Origin of the sequence: Microbacterium sp. PRF11 (assembly GCF_031844085.1) — a bacterium.
Classification (GTDB): Bacteria; Actinomycetota; Actinomycetes; order Actinomycetales; family Microbacteriaceae; genus Microbacterium.
Genome location: NZ_JAUZUP010000001.1, coordinates 31180 through 52766, shown reverse-complemented (window position 1 = coordinate 52766; position 21587 = coordinate 31180). Strand labels below are relative to the sequence as shown.

General features: G+C 71.2%; 27 protein-coding genes. 12 read left to right on the top strand and 15 right to left on the bottom strand.

Features of this window, described 5'->3' with window-relative positions:
• Positions 1 to 48: 48 nt before the first annotated feature.
• The 6 genes from Q9R20_RS00310 to Q9R20_RS00285 all read right to left on the bottom strand — a co-directional run bounded on the left by Q9R20_RS00310 (position 49) and on the right by Q9R20_RS00285 (position 6050).
• The gene (locus tag Q9R20_RS00310) at positions 49 to 999 is read right to left on the bottom strand and encodes an alpha/beta fold hydrolase (protein WP_311247477.1); all 951 of its coding nucleotides are present in this window, start codon (positions 997 to 999) and stop codon (positions 49 to 51) included.
• 38 nt (positions 1000 to 1037) lie between these two features.
• Positions 1038 to 1445, bottom strand: a complete 408-nt coding sequence (locus Q9R20_RS00305) for a rhodanese-like domain-containing protein (RefSeq protein WP_311247476.1) — start codon at positions 1443 to 1445, stop codon at positions 1038 to 1040.
• 201 nt (positions 1446 to 1646) lie between these two features.
• Positions 1647 to 3491, bottom strand: a complete 1845-nt coding sequence (locus Q9R20_RS00300; RefSeq protein WP_311247475.1) for a cytochrome bc complex cytochrome b subunit — start codon at positions 3489 to 3491, stop codon at positions 1647 to 1649.
• Complete coding sequence (locus tag Q9R20_RS00295) at positions 3488 to 4546, bottom strand: ubiquinol-cytochrome c reductase iron-sulfur subunit (protein WP_295839977.1); 1059 nt, start codon at positions 4544 to 4546, stop codon at positions 3488 to 3490. Before Q9R20_RS00295 ends, Q9R20_RS00300 begins: the two co-directional genes overlap by 4 nt.
• 39 nt (positions 4547 to 4585) lie before the next feature.
• Positions 4586 to 5398: a c-type cytochrome gene (locus Q9R20_RS00290; protein ID WP_295839975.1), complete on the bottom strand. Its 813-nt coding sequence runs from the start codon at positions 5396 to 5398 to the stop codon at positions 4586 to 4588.
• A gap of 16 nt (positions 5399 to 5414) precedes the next feature.
• Positions 5415 to 6050, bottom strand: coding sequence for a heme-copper oxidase subunit III (locus tag Q9R20_RS00285; protein WP_311247474.1), 636 nt, complete (start codon positions 6048 to 6050; stop codon positions 5415 to 5417).
• Between the two features lie 170 nt (positions 6051 to 6220).
• On the opposite strand from Q9R20_RS00285, the gene trpD reads away from it, so the two are divergent.
• On the top strand, positions 6221 to 7282 hold the full coding sequence (gene trpD / locus Q9R20_RS00280) for an anthranilate phosphoribosyltransferase (RefSeq protein ID WP_311247473.1): 1062 nt from the start codon (positions 6221 to 6223) through the stop codon (positions 7280 to 7282).
• Positions 7283 to 7285: 3 nt separating this feature from the next.
• A complete protein-coding gene (locus tag Q9R20_RS00275; RefSeq protein WP_311247472.1) occupies positions 7286 to 8278 on the top strand; it encodes a PHP domain-containing protein in 993 nt (330 codons plus the stop codon).
• Positions 8279 to 8284: 6 nt separating this feature from the next.
• On the opposite strand, the gene Q9R20_RS00270 is transcribed toward Q9R20_RS00275, so the two are convergent.
• Positions 8285 to 9196, bottom strand: a complete 912-nt coding sequence (locus tag Q9R20_RS00270) for a 5'-3' exonuclease (protein WP_311247471.1) — start codon at positions 9194 to 9196, stop codon at positions 8285 to 8287.
• 48 nt (positions 9197 to 9244) lie between these two features.
• On the opposite strand from Q9R20_RS00270, the gene Q9R20_RS00265 reads away from it, so the two are divergent.
• From Q9R20_RS00265 to Q9R20_RS00255, 3 genes are all read left to right on the top strand, one after another.
• Complete coding sequence (locus tag Q9R20_RS00265) at positions 9245 to 9643, top strand: YchJ family metal-binding protein (RefSeq protein ID WP_311247470.1); 399 nt, start codon at positions 9245 to 9247, stop codon at positions 9641 to 9643.
• Between the two features lie 175 nt (positions 9644 to 9818).
• The gene (locus Q9R20_RS00260) at positions 9819 to 10493 is read left to right on the top strand and encodes an SDR family oxidoreductase (protein WP_311247469.1); all 675 of its coding nucleotides are present in this window, start codon (positions 9819 to 9821) and stop codon (positions 10491 to 10493) included.
• On the top strand, positions 10490 to 11266 hold the full coding sequence (locus Q9R20_RS00255) for an isocitrate lyase/phosphoenolpyruvate mutase family protein (RefSeq protein ID WP_311247468.1): 777 nt from the start codon (positions 10490 to 10492) through the stop codon (positions 11264 to 11266). The genes Q9R20_RS00260 and Q9R20_RS00255 overlap by 4 nt, the downstream gene beginning before the upstream one ends.
• A 111-nt stretch (positions 11267 to 11377) precedes the next feature.
• Here Q9R20_RS00255 and Q9R20_RS00250 read toward each other — a convergent pair whose 3' ends face one another.
• The 3 genes from Q9R20_RS00250 to Q9R20_RS00240 all read right to left on the bottom strand — a co-directional run bounded on the left by Q9R20_RS00250 (position 11378) and on the right by Q9R20_RS00240 (position 13522).
• Positions 11378 to 12031, bottom strand: coding sequence for an LON peptidase substrate-binding domain-containing protein (locus Q9R20_RS00250; protein WP_311247467.1), 654 nt, complete (start codon positions 12029 to 12031; stop codon positions 11378 to 11380).
• Positions 12032 to 12095: 64 nt separating this feature from the next.
• On the bottom strand, positions 12096 to 13151 hold the full coding sequence (locus tag Q9R20_RS00245) for an FUSC family protein (RefSeq protein WP_311247466.1): 1056 nt from the start codon (positions 13149 to 13151) through the stop codon (positions 12096 to 12098).
• Between the two features lie 2 nt (positions 13152 to 13153).
• Complete coding sequence (locus Q9R20_RS00240) at positions 13154 to 13522, bottom strand: helix-turn-helix domain-containing protein (RefSeq protein WP_311247465.1); 369 nt, start codon at positions 13520 to 13522, stop codon at positions 13154 to 13156.
• 93 nt (positions 13523 to 13615) lie between these two features.
• Between Q9R20_RS00240 and Q9R20_RS00235 the strand changes: the two genes are divergently transcribed.
• The 4 genes from Q9R20_RS00235 (at position 13616) to Q9R20_RS00220 (ending at position 16621) form a co-directional block, all read left to right on the top strand.
• Positions 13616 to 14476: an SDR family oxidoreductase gene (locus tag Q9R20_RS00235; protein ID WP_311247464.1), complete on the top strand. Its 861-nt coding sequence runs from the start codon at positions 13616 to 13618 to the stop codon at positions 14474 to 14476.
• 93 nt (positions 14477 to 14569) lie between these two features.
• The gene (locus tag Q9R20_RS00230; RefSeq protein WP_295839012.1) at positions 14570 to 14911 is read left to right on the top strand and encodes a TraR/DksA C4-type zinc finger protein; all 342 of its coding nucleotides are present in this window, start codon (positions 14570 to 14572) and stop codon (positions 14909 to 14911) included.
• 56 nt (positions 14912 to 14967) lie between these two features.
• On the top strand, positions 14968 to 15183 hold the full coding sequence (locus Q9R20_RS00225; RefSeq protein WP_295839013.1) for an SCO4848 family membrane protein: 216 nt from the start codon (positions 14968 to 14970) through the stop codon (positions 15181 to 15183).
• Between the two features lie 130 nt (positions 15184 to 15313).
• Complete coding sequence (locus tag Q9R20_RS00220; RefSeq protein ID WP_311247463.1) at positions 15314 to 16621, top strand: MFS transporter; 1308 nt, start codon at positions 15314 to 15316, stop codon at positions 16619 to 16621.
• Here Q9R20_RS00220 and Q9R20_RS00215 read toward each other — a convergent pair.
• Together Q9R20_RS00215 and Q9R20_RS00210 are read right to left on the bottom strand one after the other, a co-directional pair.
• Positions 16551 to 17282, bottom strand: a complete 732-nt coding sequence (locus Q9R20_RS00215) for a membrane protein insertase YidC (protein WP_311248377.1) — start codon at positions 17280 to 17282, stop codon at positions 16551 to 16553. The two genes, Q9R20_RS00220 and Q9R20_RS00215, sit on opposite strands and share 71 nt — an antisense overlap.
• A gap of 114 nt (positions 17283 to 17396) precedes the next feature.
• Positions 17397 to 17675, bottom strand: coding sequence for a DUF6412 domain-containing protein (locus Q9R20_RS00210; RefSeq protein ID WP_311247462.1), 279 nt, complete (start codon positions 17673 to 17675; stop codon positions 17397 to 17399).
• A gap of 64 nt (positions 17676 to 17739) precedes the next feature.
• On the opposite strand from Q9R20_RS00210, the gene Q9R20_RS00205 reads away from it, so the two are divergent.
• Complete coding sequence (locus Q9R20_RS00205) at positions 17740 to 18249, top strand: ACT domain-containing protein (RefSeq protein WP_311247461.1); 510 nt, start codon at positions 17740 to 17742, stop codon at positions 18247 to 18249.
• A 33-nt stretch (positions 18250 to 18282) separates the two neighbouring features.
• Here Q9R20_RS00205 and Q9R20_RS00200 read toward each other — a convergent pair whose 3' ends face one another.
• Positions 18283 to 18666: a DUF3054 domain-containing protein gene (locus tag Q9R20_RS00200; RefSeq protein WP_311247460.1), complete on the bottom strand. Its 384-nt coding sequence runs from the start codon at positions 18664 to 18666 to the stop codon at positions 18283 to 18285.
• A 111-nt stretch (positions 18667 to 18777) separates the two neighbouring features.
• On the opposite strand from Q9R20_RS00200, the gene Q9R20_RS00195 reads away from it, so the two are divergent.
• On the top strand, positions 18778 to 19212 hold the full coding sequence (locus tag Q9R20_RS00195) for a VanZ family protein (protein WP_311247459.1): 435 nt from the start codon (positions 18778 to 18780) through the stop codon (positions 19210 to 19212).
• On the opposite strand, the gene Q9R20_RS00190 is transcribed toward Q9R20_RS00195, so the two are convergent.
• Positions 19209 to 20279, bottom strand: coding sequence for a HAMP domain-containing sensor histidine kinase (locus Q9R20_RS00190; protein ID WP_311247458.1), 1071 nt, complete (start codon positions 20277 to 20279; stop codon positions 19209 to 19211). The genes Q9R20_RS00195 and Q9R20_RS00190 overlap by 4 nt on opposite strands.
• Positions 20272 to 20940 (bottom strand): response regulator transcription factor, encoded by a 669-nt coding sequence (locus tag Q9R20_RS00185; RefSeq protein ID WP_311247457.1) that lies wholly within the window; start codon positions 20938 to 20940, stop codon positions 20272 to 20274. The genes Q9R20_RS00190 and Q9R20_RS00185 overlap by 8 nt, the downstream gene beginning before the upstream one ends.
• Positions 20941 to 21032: 92 nt before the next feature.
• On the opposite strand from Q9R20_RS00185, the gene Q9R20_RS00180 reads away from it, so the two are divergent.
• Positions 21033 to 21536: a metallophosphoesterase gene (locus Q9R20_RS00180; RefSeq protein ID WP_311247456.1), complete on the top strand. Its 504-nt coding sequence runs from the start codon at positions 21033 to 21035 to the stop codon at positions 21534 to 21536.
• Positions 21537 to 21587: the final 51 nt, after the last annotated feature.

Genomic DNA, 21587 nt, shown 5'->3' with positions numbered 1-21587 from the left:
TTCTCGTGCCGCCCAGAACGGCGCAGCGCACCGGATGAGCGACCCGTTCTACCGGTCCGCCCGTGCGAACGCGTCCATGGCCTCTTGGCAGAGCTCTGCGCTGCGCGGGCCGCCGTGGCCGTCCTCCTCGACGATCTCCAGGCGCGATCCCGGCCAGGCTCGGTGCAGTGACCACGCGGTCAGCGCGGGACCACTGATGTCTCGACGTCCGTGGACGAGGACGCCGGGGATGCCGTCGAGTTCGTGAGCGCGGGCAAGGACCGCTTCGGGGCCAGGGAGGAAGCAGTCCCGGGCCCAGTAGTGCGAGACCAGGGTGGCGACGTTCAGCCGGTGGCGTTCGTCTGCGTGCAGTGGTCCGGGAGTGGCGAGTGGCCCCAGGGACATGTGGGTGGCCTCCCACTCGTCCCACTGATCGCCGGCTCTCTGTCGCACGAGCGGGTCGGGGTCGGTCAGAAGCCTCGCGTAGCCCTCGATCGTGCGTTCATCCGCACGCAGGAGTGAGCGCAGGCGCTCGTAGGCCTCCGGGAACACGGGGGAGATGCCGTCAGTGATCCAGTCCACCTCCCAGCGGCTGCCGGTCGTCACGGCGAGGTTGACGATCTCGGTGACCCGATCGGGGTGCTCGAGGGCGTACGCCAGCGCGAGGGTGGACCCCCACGACACCCCGTGCAGGAGCCACCGACCGATGCCGAGTTCTTCGCGGACAGCCTCGATATCCGCCAGCAGATCGCTCATCGTCTGATGTCGCAGAGTGGGCAGGTCATCGGCGGCCCAGGGCGTGCTCTGCCCGCAGCCGCGCTGATCGATCCCGACGATGAGGTGCAGGTCGGGGTCGAAGCGCCGCCGATACCCGCCCTTGCCCAGTCCGCCGCCGGGCCCGCCGTGCAGATAGAGGGCCGGTCGCCCCTGAGGATTGCCGGAGGTCTCCCAGTACAACCGAGCGCCGTCGGGCCTGTCCAGGAACCCGGACGCGAACGGCTCTAGGGGAGGATGCTGCATCTCGGAATCCTAACGGCCTCCGATGCGGCTCCCCACGGTCAGGAGCGCACGACCATCACGGTGGGATCGAAGACACGCTCGCACGGACCCTCGTCGTTCTCAGTCGGCTGACCTTCACGGACCCAGTACTCGTAGCCGCCGATCATCTCGCGCACCGCGTAGCCCAGCGCAGCGAAGGCCAGAGCGCCTCTCTGTCCGGCGTTGCAGCCGGGACTCCAGCAGTACACGACGACGGGGGTGCCCGCCGGGATCTCCCGGGGAGCCCTGTCGGCGATCTGCCGATAGGGCATGTGGATGGCACCGGTGATGCGCCCCTGAGCCCACGCCTCGTCGCCGCGGACGTCGACCAGGACGACGTCTTCCCCGCGCCGCTGCGCGGCGTAGACATCGGACGGATCCGTCTCGAAAGCGAGACGGCGGGAGAAGTAGTCCTGTGCATCGGTCATGCCTCACACGCTATGGCCCAGCGAGGAGACGGGGGAGGGGAACGGATGCCATGCCCCCGCGCATCTCTGCCAGATCAGGTGCGCCGCGTCCGGGCCGGACAGCGTGTCCGCGGGCGAGGGCCGTCAGCCGCCGTCCGCAGCAGGCCCCGTAACGCACGAAAACCCCGATGCCGAAGCACCGGGGTTTTCGTAGTTGTGCGATTACTCGCTCTTGTCGCCGTTCGGGCGGTTGCGGTCTTGGAGCCCCTTGGGAGCCGGGATCTCGACCTCGACACGTTCGCCGACCGCGTTGCGGGGGCGACCGTCTTCATCGGCACGTGCGTTGGCACCGGCGATCTCGTCGGTCTCTTCGTGCGCGATGTGGTCGAGCTCGTGGTGCTGGTGCGCCACCGCGGCGTCGAGCTCGGCCTGCGTGAGGGGAGCGAGACGGTCCTCGAAGAACCAGCGCGAGACCGAGGCACGAACGTTCTCGTGCCAGGGGATCTGCCCCTTGTCGTTGGGACGGACAACGAGGGGCTCGTACGTCTCGTTGTCGACGAGCTTCCAGCGCTCGAACTCGTCGACGGGCTGGTGGACCTCGATGTACTCGCCGCCGGGCAGGCGCACGATGCGGCCCGACTCGTAGCCGTGCAGGGCGATCTCGCGGTCCTTCTTCTGCAGCGCGATGCAGATGCGCTTGGTGACGAAGTAGGCGAGGATCGGGCCGAGGATGAGCAGGGCCTGCAGGGCGTGGATGACGCCCTCCATCGTGAGGTGGAAGTGCGTCGCGATGATGTCGGACGACGCGGCGGCCCACATGACGGCGTAGAACGTGACGCCGGCGGCACCGATCGCGGTGCGCGTCGCGGCGTTGCGCGGACGCTGGGCGATGTGGTGCTCGCGCTTGTCTCCGGTGACCCACGCCTCGATGAAGGGGTAGATGAGCACCAGGACGATGAACAGACCCAGAACGGCCACCGGGAAGATGATGTTCCACGACCAGGTGTGGCCCCACAGCACGAACTCGAGGTGCGGCGGCACGAGACGCAGAGCACCGTCGGCGAAGCCGATGTACCAGTCGGGCTGCGTTCCGGCCGACACCGGCGACGGGTCGTAGGGGCCGTAGTTCCAGATGGGGTTGATCGTCACAAGCGCGGCGATCAGCACGATCACACCGAACGTGATGAAGAAGAAGCCGCCCATCTTGGAGGCGTACACGGGGAGGATCGGATAGCCCACGACGTTGCTGTTCGTGCGGGCGGGGCCGGCGAACTGCGTGTGCTTGTTGATGATCATCAGCATGAGGTGCACGGCCAGGAGCGCGACGAGGATCGCCGGCAGCAGGAGGATGTGCAGCGTGTACAGGCGTCCGACGATCGCGGTGCCCGGGAACTCGCCGCCGAACAGCAGGAACGAGGTCCAGGTGCCGATGATGGGCAGGCCCTTGATCATGCCGTCGATGATGCGCAGACCGTTGCCCGAGAGCAGGTCGTCGGGGAGCGAGTAGCCGGTGAAGCCCTCAGCCATCGCAAGGATGAAGAGGATGAAGCCCACGACCCAGTTGAGCTCGCGCGGCTTGCGGAACGCGCCCGTGAAGAACACGCGGAGCATGTGCACGCCGATGCCGGCCACGAAGACCAGAGCGGCCCAGTGGTGGATCTGGCGGACCAGGAGACCGCCGCGCAGGTCGAACGAGATGTGCAGCGCGGACTCCATGGCCGCCGACATCGCGATGCCGCGCATGGGCTCGTAGGCGCCGTTGTAGTGGGTCTCGACCATGGACGCCTGGAAGAAGAACGTCAAGAACGTGCCGGACAGCAGCACGACGACGAAGCTCCACAGCGCGATCTCACCGAGCATGAACGACCAGTGGTCGGGGAAGATCTTGCGGCCGAGCTCCTTGACCAGGCCCGACATGCTCGTGCGCTCGTCGAGGTAGTTGGCCGCGGCGCCGACGAATCGGCCGCCGAGCGGCTTGCCGTCACGGCCGGCGGGCGCCTGCGGCGGGCCGGAGTAGACGGCCGGCTCGGTGACGACGTTCTCGGTGGGGTGAGTACCGGTGCTCATGAGCGCTCCCAGAAGCTGGGGCCGACGGGCTCGTGGAAGTCACTCTGAGCGACGAGGTAGCCCTCGGCGTCGACGGTGATGGGGAGCTGCGGCAGGGGACGGGCGGCCGGGCCGAAGATGACGGCCGCACCGTTGGCGACGTCGAACTGCGACTGGTGGCAGGGGCACAGGAGGTGGTGGGTCTGCTGCTCGTACAGCGCCACGGGGCAGCCCACGTGGGTGCAGACCTTGGAGTACGCGATGATGCCGTCGTACGACCAGTCCAGGTTGTTGGTCTCGGGGTTGAGCTGCTCGGGCTGCATGCGCATGAGCAGCACGATCGCCTTGGCCTTCTCTTCGAGGTATCCCTCGTCGTGACCGAGGCCGGCGAGCTCTTCGGGGATGACGTGGAAGGCGGAGCCGAGGGTGACGTCAGCGGCGCGGATCGGGCGACCAGAGGGGTCGTGCGTCAGTCGCATGCCCTCTTTCCACATGGTGTGGCTGAGGAGCTTCACCGGGTCGGCGTCCTGGGGAGCGAGACCGCGGAACAGCGTGATGCCGGGGATGACCGAGGCGACGAGCGCGGCGAACAGCGAGTTGCGGATGATCTCGCGGCGACCGAAGCCGGAGTCCTTCTCGGCCTCGACGAAGACGTTGACCGCGCCCTCGCGGACCTGGTCACGACCACGGGTGGCGTGGCGGTCCTCGATGTACTCCTTGTCGGACATGACCGACTTGCCCCAGTGGATGGTGCCGATGCCGATCGCAAGGAGCGCGAAGGCGATGCCGAGGCCGATGAAGAGGTTGTTGTAGCGGATGTCGATCAGCGAGCCCGACTCGATCGGGAAGATCATGTACGCGATGCTCGCGAAGATACTCGCCGCGACCGAGATGTAGAACAGCGTGTAGACCGTGCGGACCGCGCGCTTCATCTCCTGCGGGTCTTTGTCGGTCATGCGCTGACGGTGACCGGGCAGGCCCGGGTTCTGGGCGGCGTCGGGAACCGCGACGGCGAGCCCCGAGCCGGGCTTCCAGGAAGCCCTCTCGTGCTCGAGTGCGTCGTCCTCGTGTGCCATGGTGCTCCTCGTGCGTTTACGTGATGTCGAAGACGACGGTCAGTTGGACTTCGCCGTGATCCACACGGTCAGGGCGATGAGCGCCCCGATCCCGAAGATCCAGATGAACAGACCCTCGGAGACCGGACCGAGCGAACCGAGGGCGTAGCCACCGGGCGAGTCGTTCTTCTGCAGGTACATCAGGTACGAGATGACGTCGCGCTTGTCTTCGGGGGTGAGGTTGAGGTCGTTGAAGACCGGCATGTTCTGCGGACCCGTGACCATGGCCGCGTAGATGTTGACCGGAGTGGTGGTGTGCAGGTCGGGGGCCCACTTGCCCTCGGTGAGCGCACCGCCGGCGCCGGCGACGTTGTGGCACATCGCGCAGTTGATGCGGAACAGCTCGGCGCCGTGCGACAGGTCGCCTTCGCCGTCGAGCAGGTCGGCCGACGGGTAGGCGGGGCCGGGGGCGGACGCCTGCACGTACGCCGCGATCGCGTTGACCTGCTCCTCGGTGAACTGCGGGGGCTTGACCGGGGCCTGCGGGCCTTGGGCCTGCAGCGGCATGCGGCCGGTCGACACCTGGAAGTGCACCGACAGCTCGCCGACGCCGAAGAGCGACGGACCCTGCTGGCTGCCCTGGAGGTCGAGACCGTGGCAGGTGGCGCAGTTCGCCTGGAAGAGCTTCTGACCCTCTTCGACGGCGGTGGCGTTGTTGACCTCGGTCACGGGGGTGCTCGAGGTGGCGGCCATCGCGGCCGAGGCGCCCGCGTAGACGCCTCCGGTGAGGAGGAGTCCGATGCCGATCAGCGCAGCGGCGGCCAGGGGGCTACGACGCCCGGACGACCGACGAGTCTTCTTCTCGCGTGCCATGTGCAGTACAGCTCTCTTACTTGAGGAAGTAGATGACGAAGAACAGGGCGATCCAGACGACGTCGACGAAGTGCCAGTAGTACGACACCACGATCGAGGTGGTCATCTCTTTGCGTCCGAAGTTCTTCACGGCGTACGCGCGACCGATGACGAGAAGGAAGGCGATGAGGCCGCCCGTCACGTGCAGGGCGTGGAAGCCGGTGGTGATGTAGAAGGCCGAGGCGTAGGGGTTGGCGCTGATGGGCATGCCCTCTGCCACGAGCGTCGCGTACTCCCACACCTGACCCGACACGAAGACCGCGCCGAGGATGAAGGTGAGGTAGAACCACTCCACCATTCCCCACTTGAGGAAGCCGGTGCGCGCGCCGGTGCGGTACGGCTGGTACCGCTCGGCGGCGAACACGCCCATCTGGCACGTGACCGAGGACAGCACGAGGATGATCGTGTTGACGGTCGCGAAGGGAACGTTGAGCAGCTGGGTCTCTTCGGCCCAGAGGGAGGCGGAGGTGCTGCGCAGGGTGAAGTAAATCGCGAACAGGCCGGCGAAGAACATGACCTCGCTGCCCAGCCACACGATGGTGCCCACGGCGACCGGGTCGGGCCGCTTCACGGCACGCACGGCCTGGGAATACGTCGCTGAGGTCGTCACCATCCCATTATGCGCGATCCCGGGCGCTGATATTCCCATCCCGAACTTGAGTTATTCCATCGTCGAGACTTAGGGAAGCCTCAGAATCCGCAAGGAATCCCCGGTGCAGACGCAGTTCCGCCGCGGCTCGGAAGCGACGCGGCCCGACGACACGCGTGTGCAAGGATCATGGCATGGCGGAACGCTTCACCTGGCCCGATCTGCTCACCTCGCTGCTGTCCGGCACCGACCTCAGCGTGTCGGAGTCCACGTGGGCGATGCGACAGGTCATGGCGGGCGAGGCGACGCCGTCGCAGCTGGCCGGGTTCCTCATGGCGCTGCGCGCCAAGGGCGAGACGGTGGAAGAGATCGTCGGCTTCCGCGACGCCATCCTCGAGGCCGCGGTGCCGCTCCCCGTGCGCGCCGAGGTCCTCGACATCGTCGGCACGGGTGGGGACCGCTACGGAACCGTCAACGTCTCGACGATGGCGGCGGTGGTGGCGGCGTCATCCGGTGTCCCGGTCGTCAAGCACGGCAACCGGGCGGCGAGTTCCGCGTCGGGTTCGTCGGACGTGTTGTCGTCCCTGGGGATCGCGCTGACCCTTTCTCCCGAGAAGGTGGCCGAGACCCTCGAGCGCACGGGCATCACGTTCGCGTTCGCGTCGGCGTTCCATCCGGGCTTCCGGCACGCGGCTGCCACGCGCGCCGAGCTCGGGGTGCCGACCGTCTTCAACTTCCTCGGGCCCCTGTGCAACCCCGCCCGTGCCGAGGCCAACGCCGTCGGCGTCGCGCACCTCGACCGGGTGCCGCTGATCACCGGCGTGTTCCGCACCCGCGGTGCGACGGCGCTGGTCTTCCGCGGTGACGACGGTCTCGACGAGCTGACCACGACCGGCCACAGCCGCCTCTGGGAGATCAGTCGCGGCGACGTGCACGAGCACGATCTGGATCCCCGGGATCTCGGCATCCCGCTCGCCGACATCGACGACCTGCTCGGCGGGTCGCCGGATCACAACGCGCAGGTCGTGCACCGGGTGTTCGCGGGCGAGACGGGTCCGGTCCGCGACATCGTGCTACTGAACGCGGCGGCGGGTCTGGTGTCGTTCCGGCTCTTCCAGGACGCGGCCCAGGTGCAGCGTCCCATCCTGGAGCGGCTCGCCGAGGCCATGTCCGACGCGGCGTCCGCCGTCGACGACGGGCGCGCCGCGGCGAAGCTCGCCGAGTGGGTGCGCGCCTCGAAAGAGCTGGCGGAGTAGACCGTGGACCCGCTCGACGCGCTCACCGAGATCGCGTACCTGCTCGAGCGGGAGCGGTCCTCGCGCTACAAGTCGAAGGCCTTCCGCACCGCCGCGGCGGCGATTGAGGGGTTGAGCGACGAGCAGCTCCGCGACCCGGCGCTCCGGCGTCGTGCGGGTATCGGCGAGTCGACCTTCGTCGTCATCCAGCAGGCGCTGGCGGGTGAGGTGCCGGAGCGGCTGGCGAAGCTGCGTGCCGAGTCGGCGCCGACCGGGGGCCAGGAGCTGCGCGGTCGGTTGAAGGGCGATCTGCACAGCCACAGCGAATGGTCCGACGGGCTGACGCCGATCGAGGCGATGGTGGACGCGGCGCGCGGTCTCGGCCACGAGTACCTCGCCCTCACCGATCATTCGCCCCGGCTCACCGTCGCGAACGGTCTGTCACCCGAGCGGCTGCGCGCGCAGATGGAGATCGTCCGCGGACACCGCGGCGACGGGTTCACGCTGCTGACCGGCATCGAGGTCGACATCCTCGATGACGGCGCCCTCGACCAGGAGGACGCGCTCCTGCATGCGCTCGATGTGGTCGTGGCATCCGCTCATTCCAAACTGCGCATGGAACGGGCGCCCATGACGAAGCGGCTCGTCGCGGCGGCGAGCGACCCGCGCGTCGACGTCCTCGGTCACGTGACCGGCCGACTCGTCGAGGGCGCTCGGGGGACGCGACCCCCGTCGCAGTTCGACGCGCGCGAGGTGTTCGCGGCGGCGGTGGCCTCGGGGGTGGCGGTCGAGATCAACTCCCGTCCGGAGAGGCAGGATCCGCCCGACGACCTGCTCGCCCTCGCCATCGAGGCGGGGTGCCTGTTCTCGATCGATTCCGACGCGCACGCTCCCGGACAGCTCTCTCTGCTCGACTACGGCGCCGCTCGCGCCGAGGCCGCGGGAGTGCCGGTCGAGCGGATCGTCACGACCTGGCCGCTCGACCGACTGCGCGCCTGGCTCGAGCGGAGCCGCTGAGCGCTCTCAAGCGGGGAGCGCGGCCAACGCCCTCGTCATCGACGACCCGAGGTTCCAGCGTTCGGCGAGGTGTTCGGCGGCGGTCCGGTCGACGGGGCCGAGGCGGTCGTCGAAGGGCGCGAGGTCGAGCTCGCGGGCCACGCGCACCACGGTCGGGGCCACCTCGAGGTAGTCCGCCGCGGCGGCGATCTTCGCGCGCTGAGCCGGTGTGCCCGCGGTGCCGTCGAGAACCCCGGAGAGGATGCCGTCGAGGTCGCCGCACGCGGCCAGCAACGACGCCGCGGACTTCTCGCCGATGCCCGCGACCCCGGGCAATCCGTCGGAGGGATCACCGCGCAGCACCGCGAAGTCGGCGTACTGGCGGGCATGCACTCCGTACTTGGCGAGGACGGCCGCGTCGTCGACGAGTTCGAGGTTGCTCATGCCCCGGGCCGTGTAGACAATGCGGATGCCGCGGTCGTCATCGACCAGTTGGAAGAGGTCACGGTCGCCGGTGACGATGTCGACCGGCACGTCGGCGCGGGTCGCGAGGGTGCCGATGACGTCGTCGGCCTCGTGCTCGGCGGCGCCGACCACCGGGATGCCGAGCACGGCAAGCGCCTCGCGGATGAGGGGGATCTGAGCCTCGAGCGGGTCGGGGACCTCCTCGACGTCCGGCCCGGCGGGCACGGCCTCGACCACGCGGTGCGCCTTGTAGCTCGGCAGCAGCTCGACGCGCCAGGCAGGCCGCCAGTCATCGTCCCAGCACGCGACGAGCCGCGTGGGCTCGTAGGTCGTGACGAGCTTGGCGATCATGTCGATCAGGCCGCGCACCGCGTTCACCGAGGAGCCGTCGGCCGCCTTGACCTTGTCGGGCACCCCGTAGAACGCGCGGAAGTACAGCGAGGCGGTGTCGAGGAGCATCAGGCGATCGGTCACGGTCTCGATCCTGGCACGCGGGGTGGTGCGCTCACCTAGAGTGGCCGGATGTCCTTCGGCTCCGCTTTGCGTCGTCCGGCTCCCGAGGCCGCGTGCCCGTGCGGGCGCGCGCCGTTCGGCGAGTGCTGCGGTCCCATCCTCGACGGCGCGGCCGCCCCGAGCGCCGAGCGGCTGATGCGTTCGCGCTACACCGCCTTCGCGGTCGGTGACACGGCGCACCTCGCGAGGTCGTGGCATCCGCGGACCCGCCCCGACGAGATCGACCTCGACGAGGGGACGGTGTGGACGGGGCTCGACATCGAGGACGCCGCCGAGGACGGGGATGCCGCGACCGTGACGTTCCGCGCCGGGTGGCGCCACGAGGGGCGGCGGGGCGAGATGCACGAGCGCAGCCGCTTCGTGCGGCGGGCGGGCCGCTGGGTCTACGTGGACGGCGACGTCGACTGAACCGAACCCGCCCGCGGGGGCCGTCAAGCCCGCGGGCCGATCCGGAGATCATGCGTAGGGTCGGTCGAGGTCGAGCGCGCCCCCGAGGTGGCCCGCGGCCCGGACGGCGCGGGGGATCCTCCCCGGCGATGATGGCGCGCGAAGACGACGACCCGACGACGGAGGAGGACATGACATGGAACGCATCGTGATCATCGGAGGCCACGGCAAGGTGGCCCTGCATCTCGCCCGGTTGCTGGCGGACCGGGGCGACGAGGCGACCTCCGTCATCCGCGCGTCCGAGCAGTCGTCCGACGTCGAGACCGCGGGCGGCAAGCCGCTCGTGCTCGACGTGGAGAAGGCGGACACCGACCGGATGGCCGAGGCCTTCGAGGGTGCCGACGCCATCGTGTGGTCGGCGGGAGCGGGCGGCGGCAGCGCCGAGCGCACCTACGCGGTCGACCGCGATGCCGCCCAGCGCGCGATCGATGCCGCCGCGAAGGCGGGCGTCCGCCGTTTCGTGATGGTCTCGTGGATCGGATCGACGCCGGACCACGGCATCGACCCCGACGACTCCTTCTTCGCCTACGCCGACGCGAAGCTCGCCGCCGATGACCACCTGCGCGCGAGCGACCTCGACTGGACCATCCTCGGCCCGGGCACCCTCACCACGGACGAGCCCACCGGTCGGATCACCACCGCGCCTCAGGGCAAGGCCGAGGTGTCTCGCGCCGACGTGGCGGCCGTCGCCGCCGCGGCGCTGGTGCAGCCGGCCACCATCGGCCGGTTCATCCGTTTCGGTCAGGGCGAGACCTCGATCGCGGAAGCCCTCGCCGACGGCCCGGGCCCCGCCGATAGCGTGGACGCATGAGCTCCCTCAGCGAGAAGGCGCAGTCCTTCGCACAGTTGCACACCGCCCCCGAGATCCTGCGCGTCGTGAACGTCTGGGACGTCGTCTCCGCTCGCGCGATCGCGGCCCTCCCCGAGACGAAGGCCCTGGCCACCGCCGGACACTCGATCGCGGCGACCTTCGGCTACGAGGACGGCGAGAACATCCCCCTCGACGTCATGCTCGACATGGTGGCGCGCATCGTCGCCGCCGTCGACGTCCCCGTGACCGCCGACCTCGACTCCGGTTTCGGCGACCCCGGTGAGACGACGCGTCGCGCGATCGGCGTCGGCGTCGTCGGCGCGAACGTCGAGGACCGGGTCAAGCCGTTCGACGAGGCCGTCGCCGCGGTCCGGGCCGTGATCGCCGCGGGCGAGGCGGAGGGCGTCCCCTTCGTGCTGAACGCACGCACCGACGTGTTCGTCAAGGGCGGCGACCGACCGCTCGACGACAAGATCGCGGATGCCGTGAAGCGCGGCCGCGCGTTCCTCGACGCCGGGGCGACCTCCGTGTTCGTCCCCGGCCTGCTGGACGCCGAGACGACCCGTCGACTCGTGGAGGGACTCGGGGAACAGCGCCTGAGCGTCATCGGTTTCCCGGGCGCGCTCACCGCCGCCGAGTACGAGAGGCTCGGCGTCGCGCGCATCTCCTACGGTCCGCTGACGCAGCGCGTCGCGCTGACCGCTCTGCAGGACCTCGCGATCGACCTCTACGACAACGGGGTCATCCCGTCGTCGGTGCGCGAACTCAACTGACCGGGAGCCGGGGCGTCGCGGCGCGGCGCCCCGGTCCGCTCCCGTCGAGCGGCGACGCCGATGCGGCGCGGCGCGCCGGCATCCCGTCACCGGCGGCGATCGGCGTGCCGGTCAGTCCTCGTCGTCCGGCGCCTCGTCGTCCACGACGATCACACCGTCGGGCACGGGGTCTCCGAGCAGCGGCTCCGCCGCGAGCGTGAGATCGATGGTCGCGCGCAGGAGGCCGCCGAGGGTGACCGACCGCAGCAGCTCCATCTGGTCGAGCTCGCCCAGGGGCGCGATGGCGGCGACCTGCCAGGCGCGCGGCAACGGCTCCTCCGCCAGCTCGACCTCCGGGTCCCACCGTGTCCCGCCGAATTGCTGAGCGCGGCCGAGGACGCGACGCACGATCCTCTCGGCCTCTTCGAGCAGGGGCAGCAGCGCCTCGTTCCACTCGAGGTCGGGAAGAGCGCGCACGTCGGCCCGCGGGTACGGATCGTCGTCGAGCCACTCGACGATCTCGAAACGCTCGGTCCCGCGGGCGACCACCTGCATCTGGCCGGCCTGGGGGACGACGTGGCTCAGCTGCGCCATCGTGCCGAGCGGGAAGCGCTGGTCGCCGCCGCCGGTCTCGGACCCCCGTTCGATGAGCACGACGCCGAAGGCGGGGTCGGTCTCGTCGAGCAGTCGCCCGAGCATCACGAGGTACCGCTCCTCGAAGATCCGCAGCGCCAGGGGCGTATGCGGGAAGAGGACGGCCCCGAGGGGGAACATCGCGGTACCCATGCGCCCAGTCAACCAGCGCGCACCGCGGGCGGGGCCGCCCGTCGGCGAATTCGCAGGCCCGGTGTCACGCCGTCTCGTCGCGCAGGGTCTCGTGCACCCGGTGCAGGTCCATCAGGAGCGATCCCACGAGGACCCAGTGCGCTGTCGACGGCGTCCGGATCTGCAGCGGGCGGGTGAGGGCGGGCTCCTCGTCGACGATCCGCTCGGGGCCGGCGTCCAGTGCGAAGGCGAGGCGGACGTCGTGCGCCGCACGGTGCAGCTGCTCGGCGATCGCCCGGACGGCGGGCTCGTCCATGATCGTGGACTCGTAGCCGTCGTACACGGCCCGGGTCATCCCGATGGTCTGCGTCACGACCGGGCTGAAACGCTCGAGCAGTCCGTCCATCGTGGCGAGCTCGGTGCGGTGCCGACCGCTGCGCGGGTTCAGGGCCAGGGAGTCGGCCCCGTCGCGGATGGCGTCGGCCGCGGCATCCCGAACCGGCCGGAGCAGGCGTGCCTCGAGCAGGAGTTCTTCCAGGGATGCCGGCGTTTGCGGCGTCTCGAGCGCGTCGCCGAGGCGTTCGAGGGCCGCGGCCAGCTCTCGTCCGAGCACGTCGACCTTCGCGCGGGCGGGAGGAACGAGCACGGGCGGCACGAGCACGGCGTTGACGACGATGCCGATGACGGCGCCGATGAGCGTCTCGAGAACACGGTCCAGGGCGTAGTTGGGGGTCGCTGTGCCCAGGGCCAGCACGAGGAGCGCGCTGATGGCGATCTGGTTCGTCGCGCCGGGAGAGATGCGCGCGGCCCAGGCCACCAGCAGCGCCACGCCCGCCGACAGCAGCGCGACCCAGGGCTGCGAACCGAACACGAGGCCCAGGAGCGCGGCGATGACCACGCCGAGGATCACCCCGACGCTGCGTTCGACCGCGCGGGTGAAGGACTGGTTGATGCTGGGCTGCACAACCAGGAGGGCGGCGATCGCGGCGAAGATCGGGGGCGGGCCCTGCACGAGCCACCCGGCGAGCAGCCACGCAGCCACGATCGCGATCGCGGATTTCGCGACCTGGAGCAGGGGCACCCGGCGGGCGGCGCGGAAGGTGAGGCTCTCGCGCATCGCGCGGGTGGAGGGGACGCGCACTCTCACGACGTCCGCGCCACGATGTCGGCGGCGTTGTCGGCGACCCATTCCATGAGCGGGATGACGCGGGTCATGAGATCACGCCCGCGTGGGGTGAGGGCGTACTCGACGCGCGGCGGGACCTCGGGGTAGGCGGTGCGCTGCACGAGTCCGTCCTGCTCCAGGGTCTTCAGCGTGCTCGCGAGCATCTTCTCGCTGATGCCGGAGACGTTGCGCCGCAGCACCCCCCAGCGCTGAGTGCCGTCGGAGAGCGCGAGCAGCACGAGGATGCCCCACTTCCCCATCACGTGATCGAGGACGGTGCGGGTCGGGCAGCCGTCGGCGAAGGCGCCGGCATTCTCGGCGCGGATCTCGGCAAGACTGACGCTCATGTGAGTACCTAACCAGAAAGTGGGTACCTCCATTCCGGAATGTGTCGGCGCGTCGCGGGTTGGACTCGGCGTACCGATCGAAAGGACACTCCCATGACCCTCCTCGTCACCGCCGCCTCCGGTCACCTCGGCCGTCTCGTCGTCGACGCCCTCCTCGAGCGCGGCGTGCCGGCATCCGACATCGTCGCGGGTGCGCGCACCCCCGCGAAGGTCGACGACCTCGCCGCCCGCGGCGTCCGCGTCGTCGAGCTCGACTACGCCCGGCCCGAGACGTTCGGCCCCGCCCTCGAGGGCGTGACGCGCGTGCTGCTCATCTCGGGAACCGAGGCCGACCGTGTCGCGCAGCACCGGTCGCTCGTCGACGCCGCCCGCGCCGCCGGCGTCGAGCGGCTGGTCTACACGAGCGCTCCGCGCGTCGACGAGGTCGACTACGCCCTCGGCGCCGACCACAAGGCCACGGAGCAGGCCATCGCCGAGTCGGGGGTGAGCGCCACGATCCTGCGCCACAACTGGTACACGGAGAACTATCTCGACGCCGTCGCCCGTGCCGCAGACACCGGCGAGATCGTCGCGGCGACCGGCGACGCGCGCGTCGCGAGCGCGAGCCGTCGCGACTACGCCGAGGCCGCGGCCGTCGCCCTGACCACCGACGACCTGGCCGGGCGCACCGTCGAGGTGGGCGGCGACGTCGCGTGGACCTACGACGAGCTCGCCGACGCCGCCTCCGAGGTGCTCGGTCGGCCGGTGACCTACACGCGCGTCTCGATCGAGCAGCTGACCGAGGGCCTGACGGCGGCGGGTCTGGATGCCGGCACGGCGGCGTTCGTGGCCGGGATCGACGACGCGATCGCCCGCGGCGCGCTGGGGGAGACCGACGGCTCGCTGTCGCGCATCATCGGCCGCCCGACGACGCCGCTCGTCGAGGGGCTGCGCGAGGGTCTCGCCGCCCGCTGAACCGGAGAGGCCCGGCGCGCGGGAGGGGTCCGGTCCCGTTGCCGACCGGCCCCTCCCGCGCCCGGTGACGGCGGCGGGGACTAGCGTCGAGGAATGGATGCCACGACCGCGACGCGCATGCTCGACGACCGGGAGCGCGAGGTCGAGCACCGGCTGTCGCGCTTGCGCGACGACGAGGCGAGCCTGCGCCGTGATCGGGCGGATGCCACGGCCGACGACGAGCACGACCCCGAGGGCTCGACGCTGTCGGGGGAGTGGGCCCAGGTCGACGCCCTGCGCCGGGGCGCCGAGGCGGAACGGGGCGAGATCGCCGCGGCGCGCGAGCGCGTGGCATCCGGGACCTTCGGCGTGTGCGAGAGCTGCGGGCGTCCGATCGCCGACGCGCGACTCGAGGTGCTGCCCTTCGCCCGACGCTGCATCTCCTGCGCGACCTGAACGCGTGCCCGGAGCGCGGGCGCGCGGCCCGTCGGACGGCCGCTTAGGCTCGAGGCATGGAACCCGTCCTCATCGCGCTGCTGTTCGCCAACGCCGTCTTCAACGTCGTCGTCTGGCCACGGTTCTACGTCCGTGTGGCCAAGGATCCCCGCGCGAAGAACGCCGCGGGCAAGGCCACACCGTTCCTCATCGTCCACACGGTGCTGATCGGGCTGGCCCTCGTGCTCGCGGTCGCCTCGGTGATCGCGGCGATCGCGGCGATCGTCGGCTGACCGTCCCCAGGCGACGGGCAGGGGCCCGCGGTAGACTCGGGTCCGCGGGACACCCCGCCGCACTCTGTGCAACTACCTACCGGTCCGGCAAGGCGGCACGTTCCATCGCCCCTCCCTGGAGACCCGTTCCATGACAGCGCCCGCCGTCGACCATCGCCCGCTCGTCCACCACACCGGCTTCTGGTACTTCCCGATCGCCTTCGTGGCTCGCCTGCCCTTCGCGATGATGACGGTCGGCGTCCTGGCGCTCGTGGTCGCCCTGCGCGGGTCGGTCGCCCTCGGCGGCCTCACCTCCGCGGCCGTCGGGCTGGGCGTCGTCGTCGCCGGCCCCGTGATCGGCGACCTCGCGGACCGCTACGGGCAGCGGCGCGTGCTGCTGCCGGTGGGTCTGGCCAACGGCATCCTGTTGGCGCTCTTCCCCCTCGTGGTGGGGTACGCGACCTCCGACGTCCTGCTGCTCGGGGCGGCCGTGGCGATCGGGCTGACCGGTCCCCAGACCGCGGCGATGTCACGCAGCCGCGTGATGGCGCTGATCGGTCTGCGCGTGCACCCCGCGCGGCGTGACCGTACCTTCTCGGGCGCCATGGCGTACGAGTCGGCGGCCGACGAGACGGCGTTCGTGATCGGTCCCTTCGTCGTCGGGGTGCTGGCGGCGGTGGTCGCCCCCTGGGCCCCGATCGTCGGGGCCGCGATCCTCAGCTTCGTCTTCGTCACCGCCTTCGCCCTGCACCCCACGGGCCGCGCGGTTCCCGAACGTTCGGAGCGTACGGCGATGGCCCCCCTGCGCGAGGTGCTGCACCCGCGCGTGCTCGTGCTCGTGGCGGCCGTGTTCGGCGTCGGCCTGTTCTTCGGCTCGACGCTCACCTCGCTGACGGCGTTCATGGAGGCCCAGGGGGCGCCCGAGGCGGGGGCCCTCCTGTACGGCGTGATGGGCGTGGGCTCGGCGGTGCTGGCCCTCGCGGTCGCCCTCGTCCCCGAACGCTTCGCCCTGCGCTGGCGCCTCGTGCTGTTCGCCAGCGTCCTGACGGCGTCCGCCGGGGCGTACACGGTCGGCGGATCCGTCGCGACGGTGACGCTGGTGCTGTGCCTGATGGGCGTGGGCGTCGGCCCCGCCCTCGTCACGCTGTTCAGCCTGGCGGGGCACCGGGCCCCCCGCGGCCGGTCCGCCTCGACGATGACCATCCTCGCCTCGGCCCTGACCCTCGCCCAGGCCCTGTCGTCGGCGGTGACCGGCGCGGTGGCCGAGAGCGTCTCCGTCGCCACCGCGATGCTATTCCCCGCGGGGGCCGCTCTCCTCGTGCTCGCGATGGCGGCGGTGAACGCCGCGGCCGCACCCCGGTGGGACCGGGCGTTCCCGCCGGCCGGGCTCAGCGCGGCAGCGGATACCGCCGCCGCAGCAGCAGACGCTGGCCCAGGGTCCACGCGGTCGTCACGGTGAGGTAGAGCGCGGCCGCGAGCGGCACGAACAGCGCCACCCCGGCCGTCGTGAACTGCAGGATGCCGAGCATCCCGGTCGTCCATGCGGGCGCCGACGGATCGACCGCGGGACGCAGCAGCCGGCGGGTGATCTCCGCCATGCCCGCGATCACGACGACGAGGGTCGCGAAGACGGCGAAGGTCGCGGCATCCACCGTGCCCGCCGACAGGGCGCCGACGAGACTCCGGCCCAGCGGAACGCCGAACACGTCGTGCTCGAGGAGGGTGTTCACGTGGCCGCCGACCTGCGGGTGGAGGAAGACGGCGTACAGCAGGCCGACGACGGGGGCTTGAGCGAGCACGGGGAGGCATCCGGCGAAGGGCGAGGCGCCCTCGTCCCCGTACAGCTGCATCGTCTCGCGCTGCAGCCGTTCCGGGTTCTTCCGCCATCGCTCCTGCAGCGCGCGCAGGCGCGGAGCGAGCCGTGCGCGCGTCTGCTCGGCACGCGCCTGCGACACCCCCACGGGGATGAGGGCGACGCGGACGACGAGCGTCACGAGGACGACGGCGACGGCGGCCGCGAGACCGGCGGTGAGGGGTTCGAGCAGCGAGGTGAGGGCGAGCAGGGCTCGCGTGGCGAGGTCGAGGAGCAGAGCGAGGGGCGGAAAGGCGAAGAGGTCCACGGGCATCCCATCAGAGCGAGTGATCACGGGCGGATCGGTCGCGGGGCGCGCCGAGGGTGCGCGGGCGACCGGCGTCGCGGTGTCGCTCGGGCCGTCGCTTCGGCGACGGGGAGGCTACGCGACGCGGGTCGCGAGCCCCGGGGCTCGAGGGCGCGGGTGACCCGCGGCGTCGGGATCGCTCTGGGAGAGGGATGCCGAGGGGTCGATCGGCCGTGCCGACCGCGGTGGGGCCGCGGCGACCAGCGCCGGGAGCACGACGAGCACGACGACCGCGGTCAGGACCACGGCCGCGGCGAGGACCACGGCGAGGAGGGGAGTGCTACCCCCGGGCGTGAGTGCCAGCTCGGCGGTCGCGAGGAGCAGGTTGACGGCGGCGATCAGCGATGCGATCACGAGCTCACCCCCCCCTCCGGCTGAGTACCCACGGTAGCAGCGCCCGTGTCGCTACGCTGTCGCCATGACCACCCTCGTCCTCACCGTCGTCGGCGACGATCGAGCGGGCCTCGTGTCCGCGGTCGCCGACATCGTCGACGCCCACGGCGGCAACTGGGAGAACAGCGAGCTCGCCGAGCTGGCCGGAGCCTTCGCCGGGATCATCGAGGTCTCGGTGGCGCCCGACCGCGCCGACGCCGTCCGCGCGGCACTCGAGGGGCTCGCCGGCACGCTCACCGTCACCGTCCACGCGGGGGCGGGCTCGGCCGCGACCGCGGGCCGCGCCGTCACCTTCGACCTCGTCGGCAACGACCGCCCCGGGATCGTCCGCGAGGTGTCGGCGGTCCTCAGCGCCCGCGGCGCGAGCATCGAGCGCATGTCGACGCAGACGACGGATGCCGCGATGGCGGGTGGACGCCTGTTCGAGGCCTCCGTCACCGTGACGCTCGCGCCCGAGGTCGCCGTCGACGATCTCGTGGCCGAGCTCGAGCGTCTGGCCGCCGAGATCCAGGTCGACGTCACCCTCGCGGACTGACCCGTCGAGCGCGGACCATCGCCGTCGACGTGCTCAGGCCCGGCGCGATCGTGACGCGAGGCGGGCGATCGCGCGCCACCCCAGCAGCAGGAGGGCGAGAGTGATCGTGGCCACGATGACGAACGCCACCGCCACCCCCTGACCGCTCAGCGCGCGCAGCACCATGCCCAGGGTGACGGTGATCGCCCAGACGGGGAGGCCGGTCTTCACGAGCGCCGTGGGCCTGTGCCAGGCGCGCGTGACGAGCCAGCCGACCAGCAGTGCCGCGACGAACGGCCACGCGGTGGTGGCGAGCCCCGAACCGAGGGGGCCGAGCACGTCGCCGTCGTGCGTCGCCCGCCCGATCGCGGCGAAGACGACGACGAGGACGACATCGATGATCAGGGCGAGCACGGGGGAGCGGCGCGAAGGGGACACGCCTCCATTGTCCCGCCCGGTCGCGGACGTATCGTCCGCGTATCGCGGGTTCGAGACACCAGGGCAACACGGCGCGGCGTGGGATGGGATCCCCCGAGCCCGGAGGTCTTCGTGTCCCACCGTCCCCTGTTCGTCCCGGCCCGCGTCCTGACCGCGGGCGCGGTGCTCACCGCGGTCGTCGCACTGACCCTCGCGCCCCGCGCGATCGCGTGGCCGGTCCGCACCCTCGTGCTCGAGGCCCTCGACCGCCTGCCGCCATCGTGGAGCGCGCCGATGGGGGAGATGGGCGCCGACGTGGCCCTCAACATCGCGTTCTTCGTCCCGCTCGGCGCGGCGGTCGCGCTGCTCCTGCCGCTGCGGTGGGCGCCGGCATCCCTCCCGCTGTGTGCGCTCGTGTCCCTCGGGGTGGAGATCCTGCAAGTGGGGGTCCCCGGGCGGGTCCCGGATGCCGACGACGTGGTCTCGAACACCCTCGGCGCCGCGATCGGGACCGCCGTCGTCATCGGGGCGCGGCTGGCCCTGCGCCCGCGAACGCGCAGACGCTAACGCGGCAACCGCAGCCGTGCGTGCAGTCCGCCGCCCGCTCGCGGCCACAGCTCGAGGCGGCCCCGGTGCGCGCGGGCGACCGAGGCGACGATCGCGAGCCCGAGTCCCGTCCCGTCGGCACGCCCGCGCGTGCGGCCGGCCCCGCGCACGAAGGGCTCGGGGAGCGTCGCGACGAGCTCGCGCGAGAGCTCCTCCCCGCTGTTGAGGACGTCGACGATCACCTCGTCGGGCTCTCCGCTCACCGCAACGCGCACCCAGCCGCCCGGGACGTTGTGGACGACGGCGTTGCGGACGAGGTTGGTCACCGCGTGTCGGACCAGCGTCTGGTCCACCCGCGCGACCCCGCCCGAGGCGCCGACGACTGCGAGGTCCACGCCCGCGCGGTCGGTCTCGGTCACGACGGCCTCGACGAGGTCGTCCACTTCCGCCGGTTCGAGGGTCAGTGCGTCCTCGCGCGTCGCCCGGGCGAGGGCGAGCAGCGCCTCGGTCAGGCGGATCGCCCGCTCGTTCGTGAGATCGAGACGGTGCAGCAACCGCTCCAGGTCGACCCCCGCGGGGTCGGCCCGGGCCACCTCGAGGAGCGTGCGCATCGTGGCATGCGGGGTGCGCAGCTCGTGCGAGGCGTTCGCGGCGAAGCGCTTCTGCTCGTCGAGGGTCTCCTCGACGCGAGCGAGCATCGCGTCGAAGGTGTCGGCGAGGTCGGTGAGCTCGTCACGGCGTCCCGGAAGCTCCACGCGGTGCGCGAGGTCACCGTCGCGCACCGCGCGGGCGGCATCCGTGATCCGACGCAGGGGGCGCAGCATCAGTCCTGATACGAGCCAACCGCCGGCGAGACCGATGACCGCGAGGGCGAAGACGGCGTACCAGGCGTAGCGGACGAACGCCTCGGTCAGATCGCGGCGGCCGGGCGTGAACAGTCCGCTCTCCGAGTAGAGGTTGCCATCCGGCAGGAACCGCAGCACCAGGAAACCGAGCACGAACACCGCGATCCCCACGATCACGACGAAACCGGCGTAACTCATGGTGAGCTTGAGCCGCACCGACAGTCCGGGCTCGCGCTCACGCATCGGTCGGGCCCATGCGGTAGCCGACGCCCGCGACCGTCTGGATGAGCCACGGCTCGCCGAGGCGCTTGCGCAGCGTCGAGATCGTGATGCGGACGGCGTTCGTGAACGGGTCGGCGTTCTCGTCCCACGCGCGCTCGAGCAGGTCCTCAGCGCTGACGACCCCACCGCCCGCCCCCATGAGCACCTGGAGCACGGCGAACTGCTTGCGCGTCAGCGAAACGTAGCGTCCGTCGCGGTAGACCTCGCGACGGAAAGGATCGAGCCGGATGCCGTGCACCTCGAGCACCGGCGGGCTCGCGGCCGCGGGGCGACGGGCGAGGGCCCGCAGGCGCATCACGAGCTCGCGCAGCACGAAGGGCTTCGTCAGGTAGTCGTCGGCTCCGCTCTCGAACCCTCTCGCCTTGTCGTCGAGGCGATCGGCCGCGGTGAGCATGAGCACGCGCGGGGCGGCCGGCTGCGCACTGAGGTGGCGGGCGATCTCGTCGCCGTTCGGACCGGGGATGTCGCGGTCGAGCACCACGACGTCGTACGCGGTGTAGCCGAGCACCTCGAGCGCCGTGTCGCCGTCGCCGGCGATGTCGGCCGCGATCGCCTCGAGACGCAGCCCGTCGCGGATGGCCTCGGCGAGGAAGGGTTCGTCCTCGACGATCAGCACGCGCATTCCGTCATCGTAGGCGCGGGCGTGTATCGCGGACGTATGCGCGGCGTCCACCCGGAGCCCTCCACCCGCCGCCGTCTCGGTAGCGTGGGGGGATGCCGACCCGACTGCTGCTCGTGGCCGATACGCACGTGCCGAAGCGGGCGCGATCCCTTCCCGCTGCTGTGCGTCGAGCGGCATCCGGGGTCGACCTCATCGTGCACGCGGGCGACTGGGTGAGCGCGAGCGTGCTCGATGAGCTGGAGTCGCTCGGACCGGTGCTCGGGGTCTGGGGCAACAACGACGGCGACGATCTGCGCTCGCGGCTGCCCGAGGTCGCCCGCGCCGAGATCGACGGGGTACGGGTCGCCGTCGTGCACGAGACGGGGGCGGCGACGGGTCGGGAGAGACGGATGGATGCCGCCTTCCCCCACGCCGACCTCCTCGTGTTCGGGCACAGCCACATCCCGTGGGACACCGTGACCCCGGGCGGGCTGCGCCTTCTCAACCCCGGCTCGCCGACCGACCGGCGGCGGCAGCCGGCCTGCACGCTCATGACGGCGACCCTGGCGGACGGCGAGGTCCGCGACGTCGAGCTGCACGAGGTCTCGCGCGACTGAGGCGCACACGCCCGCGCGTATCGCCGTCTTATCGTCTGCGCCATACGGGAC

Excerpts from the sequence above, each read along its gene's own strand:
- Q9R20_RS00310 (WP_311247477.1), bottom strand. The coding sequence starts at position 999 with ATGCAGCATCCTCCCCTAGAGCCGTTCGCGTCCGGGTTCCTGGACAGG.
- Q9R20_RS00305 (WP_311247476.1), bottom strand. The coding sequence starts at position 1,445 with ATGACCGATGCACAGGACTACTTCTCCCGCCGTCTCGCTTTCGAGACG.
- Q9R20_RS00300 (WP_311247475.1), bottom strand. The coding sequence starts at position 3,491 with ATGAGCACCGGTACTCACCCCACCGAGAACGTCGTCACCGAGCCGGCC.
- Q9R20_RS00295 (WP_295839977.1), bottom strand. The coding sequence starts at position 4,546 with ATGGCACACGAGGACGACGCACTCGAGCACGAGAGGGCTTCCTGGAAG.
- Q9R20_RS00290 (WP_295839975.1), bottom strand. The coding sequence starts at position 5,398 with ATGGCACGCGAGAAGAAGACTCGTCGGTCGTCCGGGCGTCGTAGCCCC.
- Q9R20_RS00285 (WP_311247474.1), bottom strand. The coding sequence starts at position 6,050 with ATGGTGACGACCTCAGCGACGTATTCCCAGGCCGTGCGTGCCGTGAAG.
- trpD (WP_311247473.1), top strand. The coding sequence starts at position 6,221 with ATGGCGGAACGCTTCACCTGGCCCGATCTGCTCACCTCGCTGCTGTCC.
- Q9R20_RS00265 (WP_311247470.1), top strand. The coding sequence starts at position 9,245 with ATGTCCTTCGGCTCCGCTTTGCGTCGTCCGGCTCCCGAGGCCGCGTGC.
- Q9R20_RS00260 (WP_311247469.1), top strand. The coding sequence starts at position 9,819 with ATGGAACGCATCGTGATCATCGGAGGCCACGGCAAGGTGGCCCTGCAT.
- Q9R20_RS00255 (WP_311247468.1), top strand. The coding sequence starts at position 10,490 with ATGAGCTCCCTCAGCGAGAAGGCGCAGTCCTTCGCACAGTTGCACACC.
- Q9R20_RS00250 (WP_311247467.1), bottom strand. The coding sequence starts at position 12,031 with ATGGGTACCGCGATGTTCCCCCTCGGGGCCGTCCTCTTCCCGCATACG.
- Q9R20_RS00240 (WP_311247465.1), bottom strand. The coding sequence starts at position 13,522 with ATGAGCGTCAGTCTTGCCGAGATCCGCGCCGAGAATGCCGGCGCCTTC.
- Q9R20_RS00235 (WP_311247464.1), top strand. The coding sequence starts at position 13,616 with ATGACCCTCCTCGTCACCGCCGCCTCCGGTCACCTCGGCCGTCTCGTC.
- Q9R20_RS00230 (WP_295839012.1), top strand. The coding sequence starts at position 14,570 with ATGGATGCCACGACCGCGACGCGCATGCTCGACGACCGGGAGCGCGAG.
- Q9R20_RS00225 (WP_295839013.1), top strand. The coding sequence starts at position 14,968 with ATGGAACCCGTCCTCATCGCGCTGCTGTTCGCCAACGCCGTCTTCAAC.
- Q9R20_RS00220 (WP_311247463.1), top strand. The coding sequence starts at position 15,314 with ATGACAGCGCCCGCCGTCGACCATCGCCCGCTCGTCCACCACACCGGC.
- Q9R20_RS00205 (WP_311247461.1), top strand. The coding sequence starts at position 17,740 with ATGACCACCCTCGTCCTCACCGTCGTCGGCGACGATCGAGCGGGCCTC.
- Q9R20_RS00190 (WP_311247458.1), bottom strand. The coding sequence starts at position 20,279 with ATGCGTGAGCGCGAGCCCGGACTGTCGGTGCGGCTCAAGCTCACCATG.
- Q9R20_RS00185 (WP_311247457.1), bottom strand. The coding sequence starts at position 20,940 with ATGCGCGTGCTGATCGTCGAGGACGAACCCTTCCTCGCCGAGGCCATC.
- Q9R20_RS00180 (WP_311247456.1), top strand. The coding sequence starts at position 21,033 with ATGCCGACCCGACTGCTGCTCGTGGCCGATACGCACGTGCCGAAGCGG.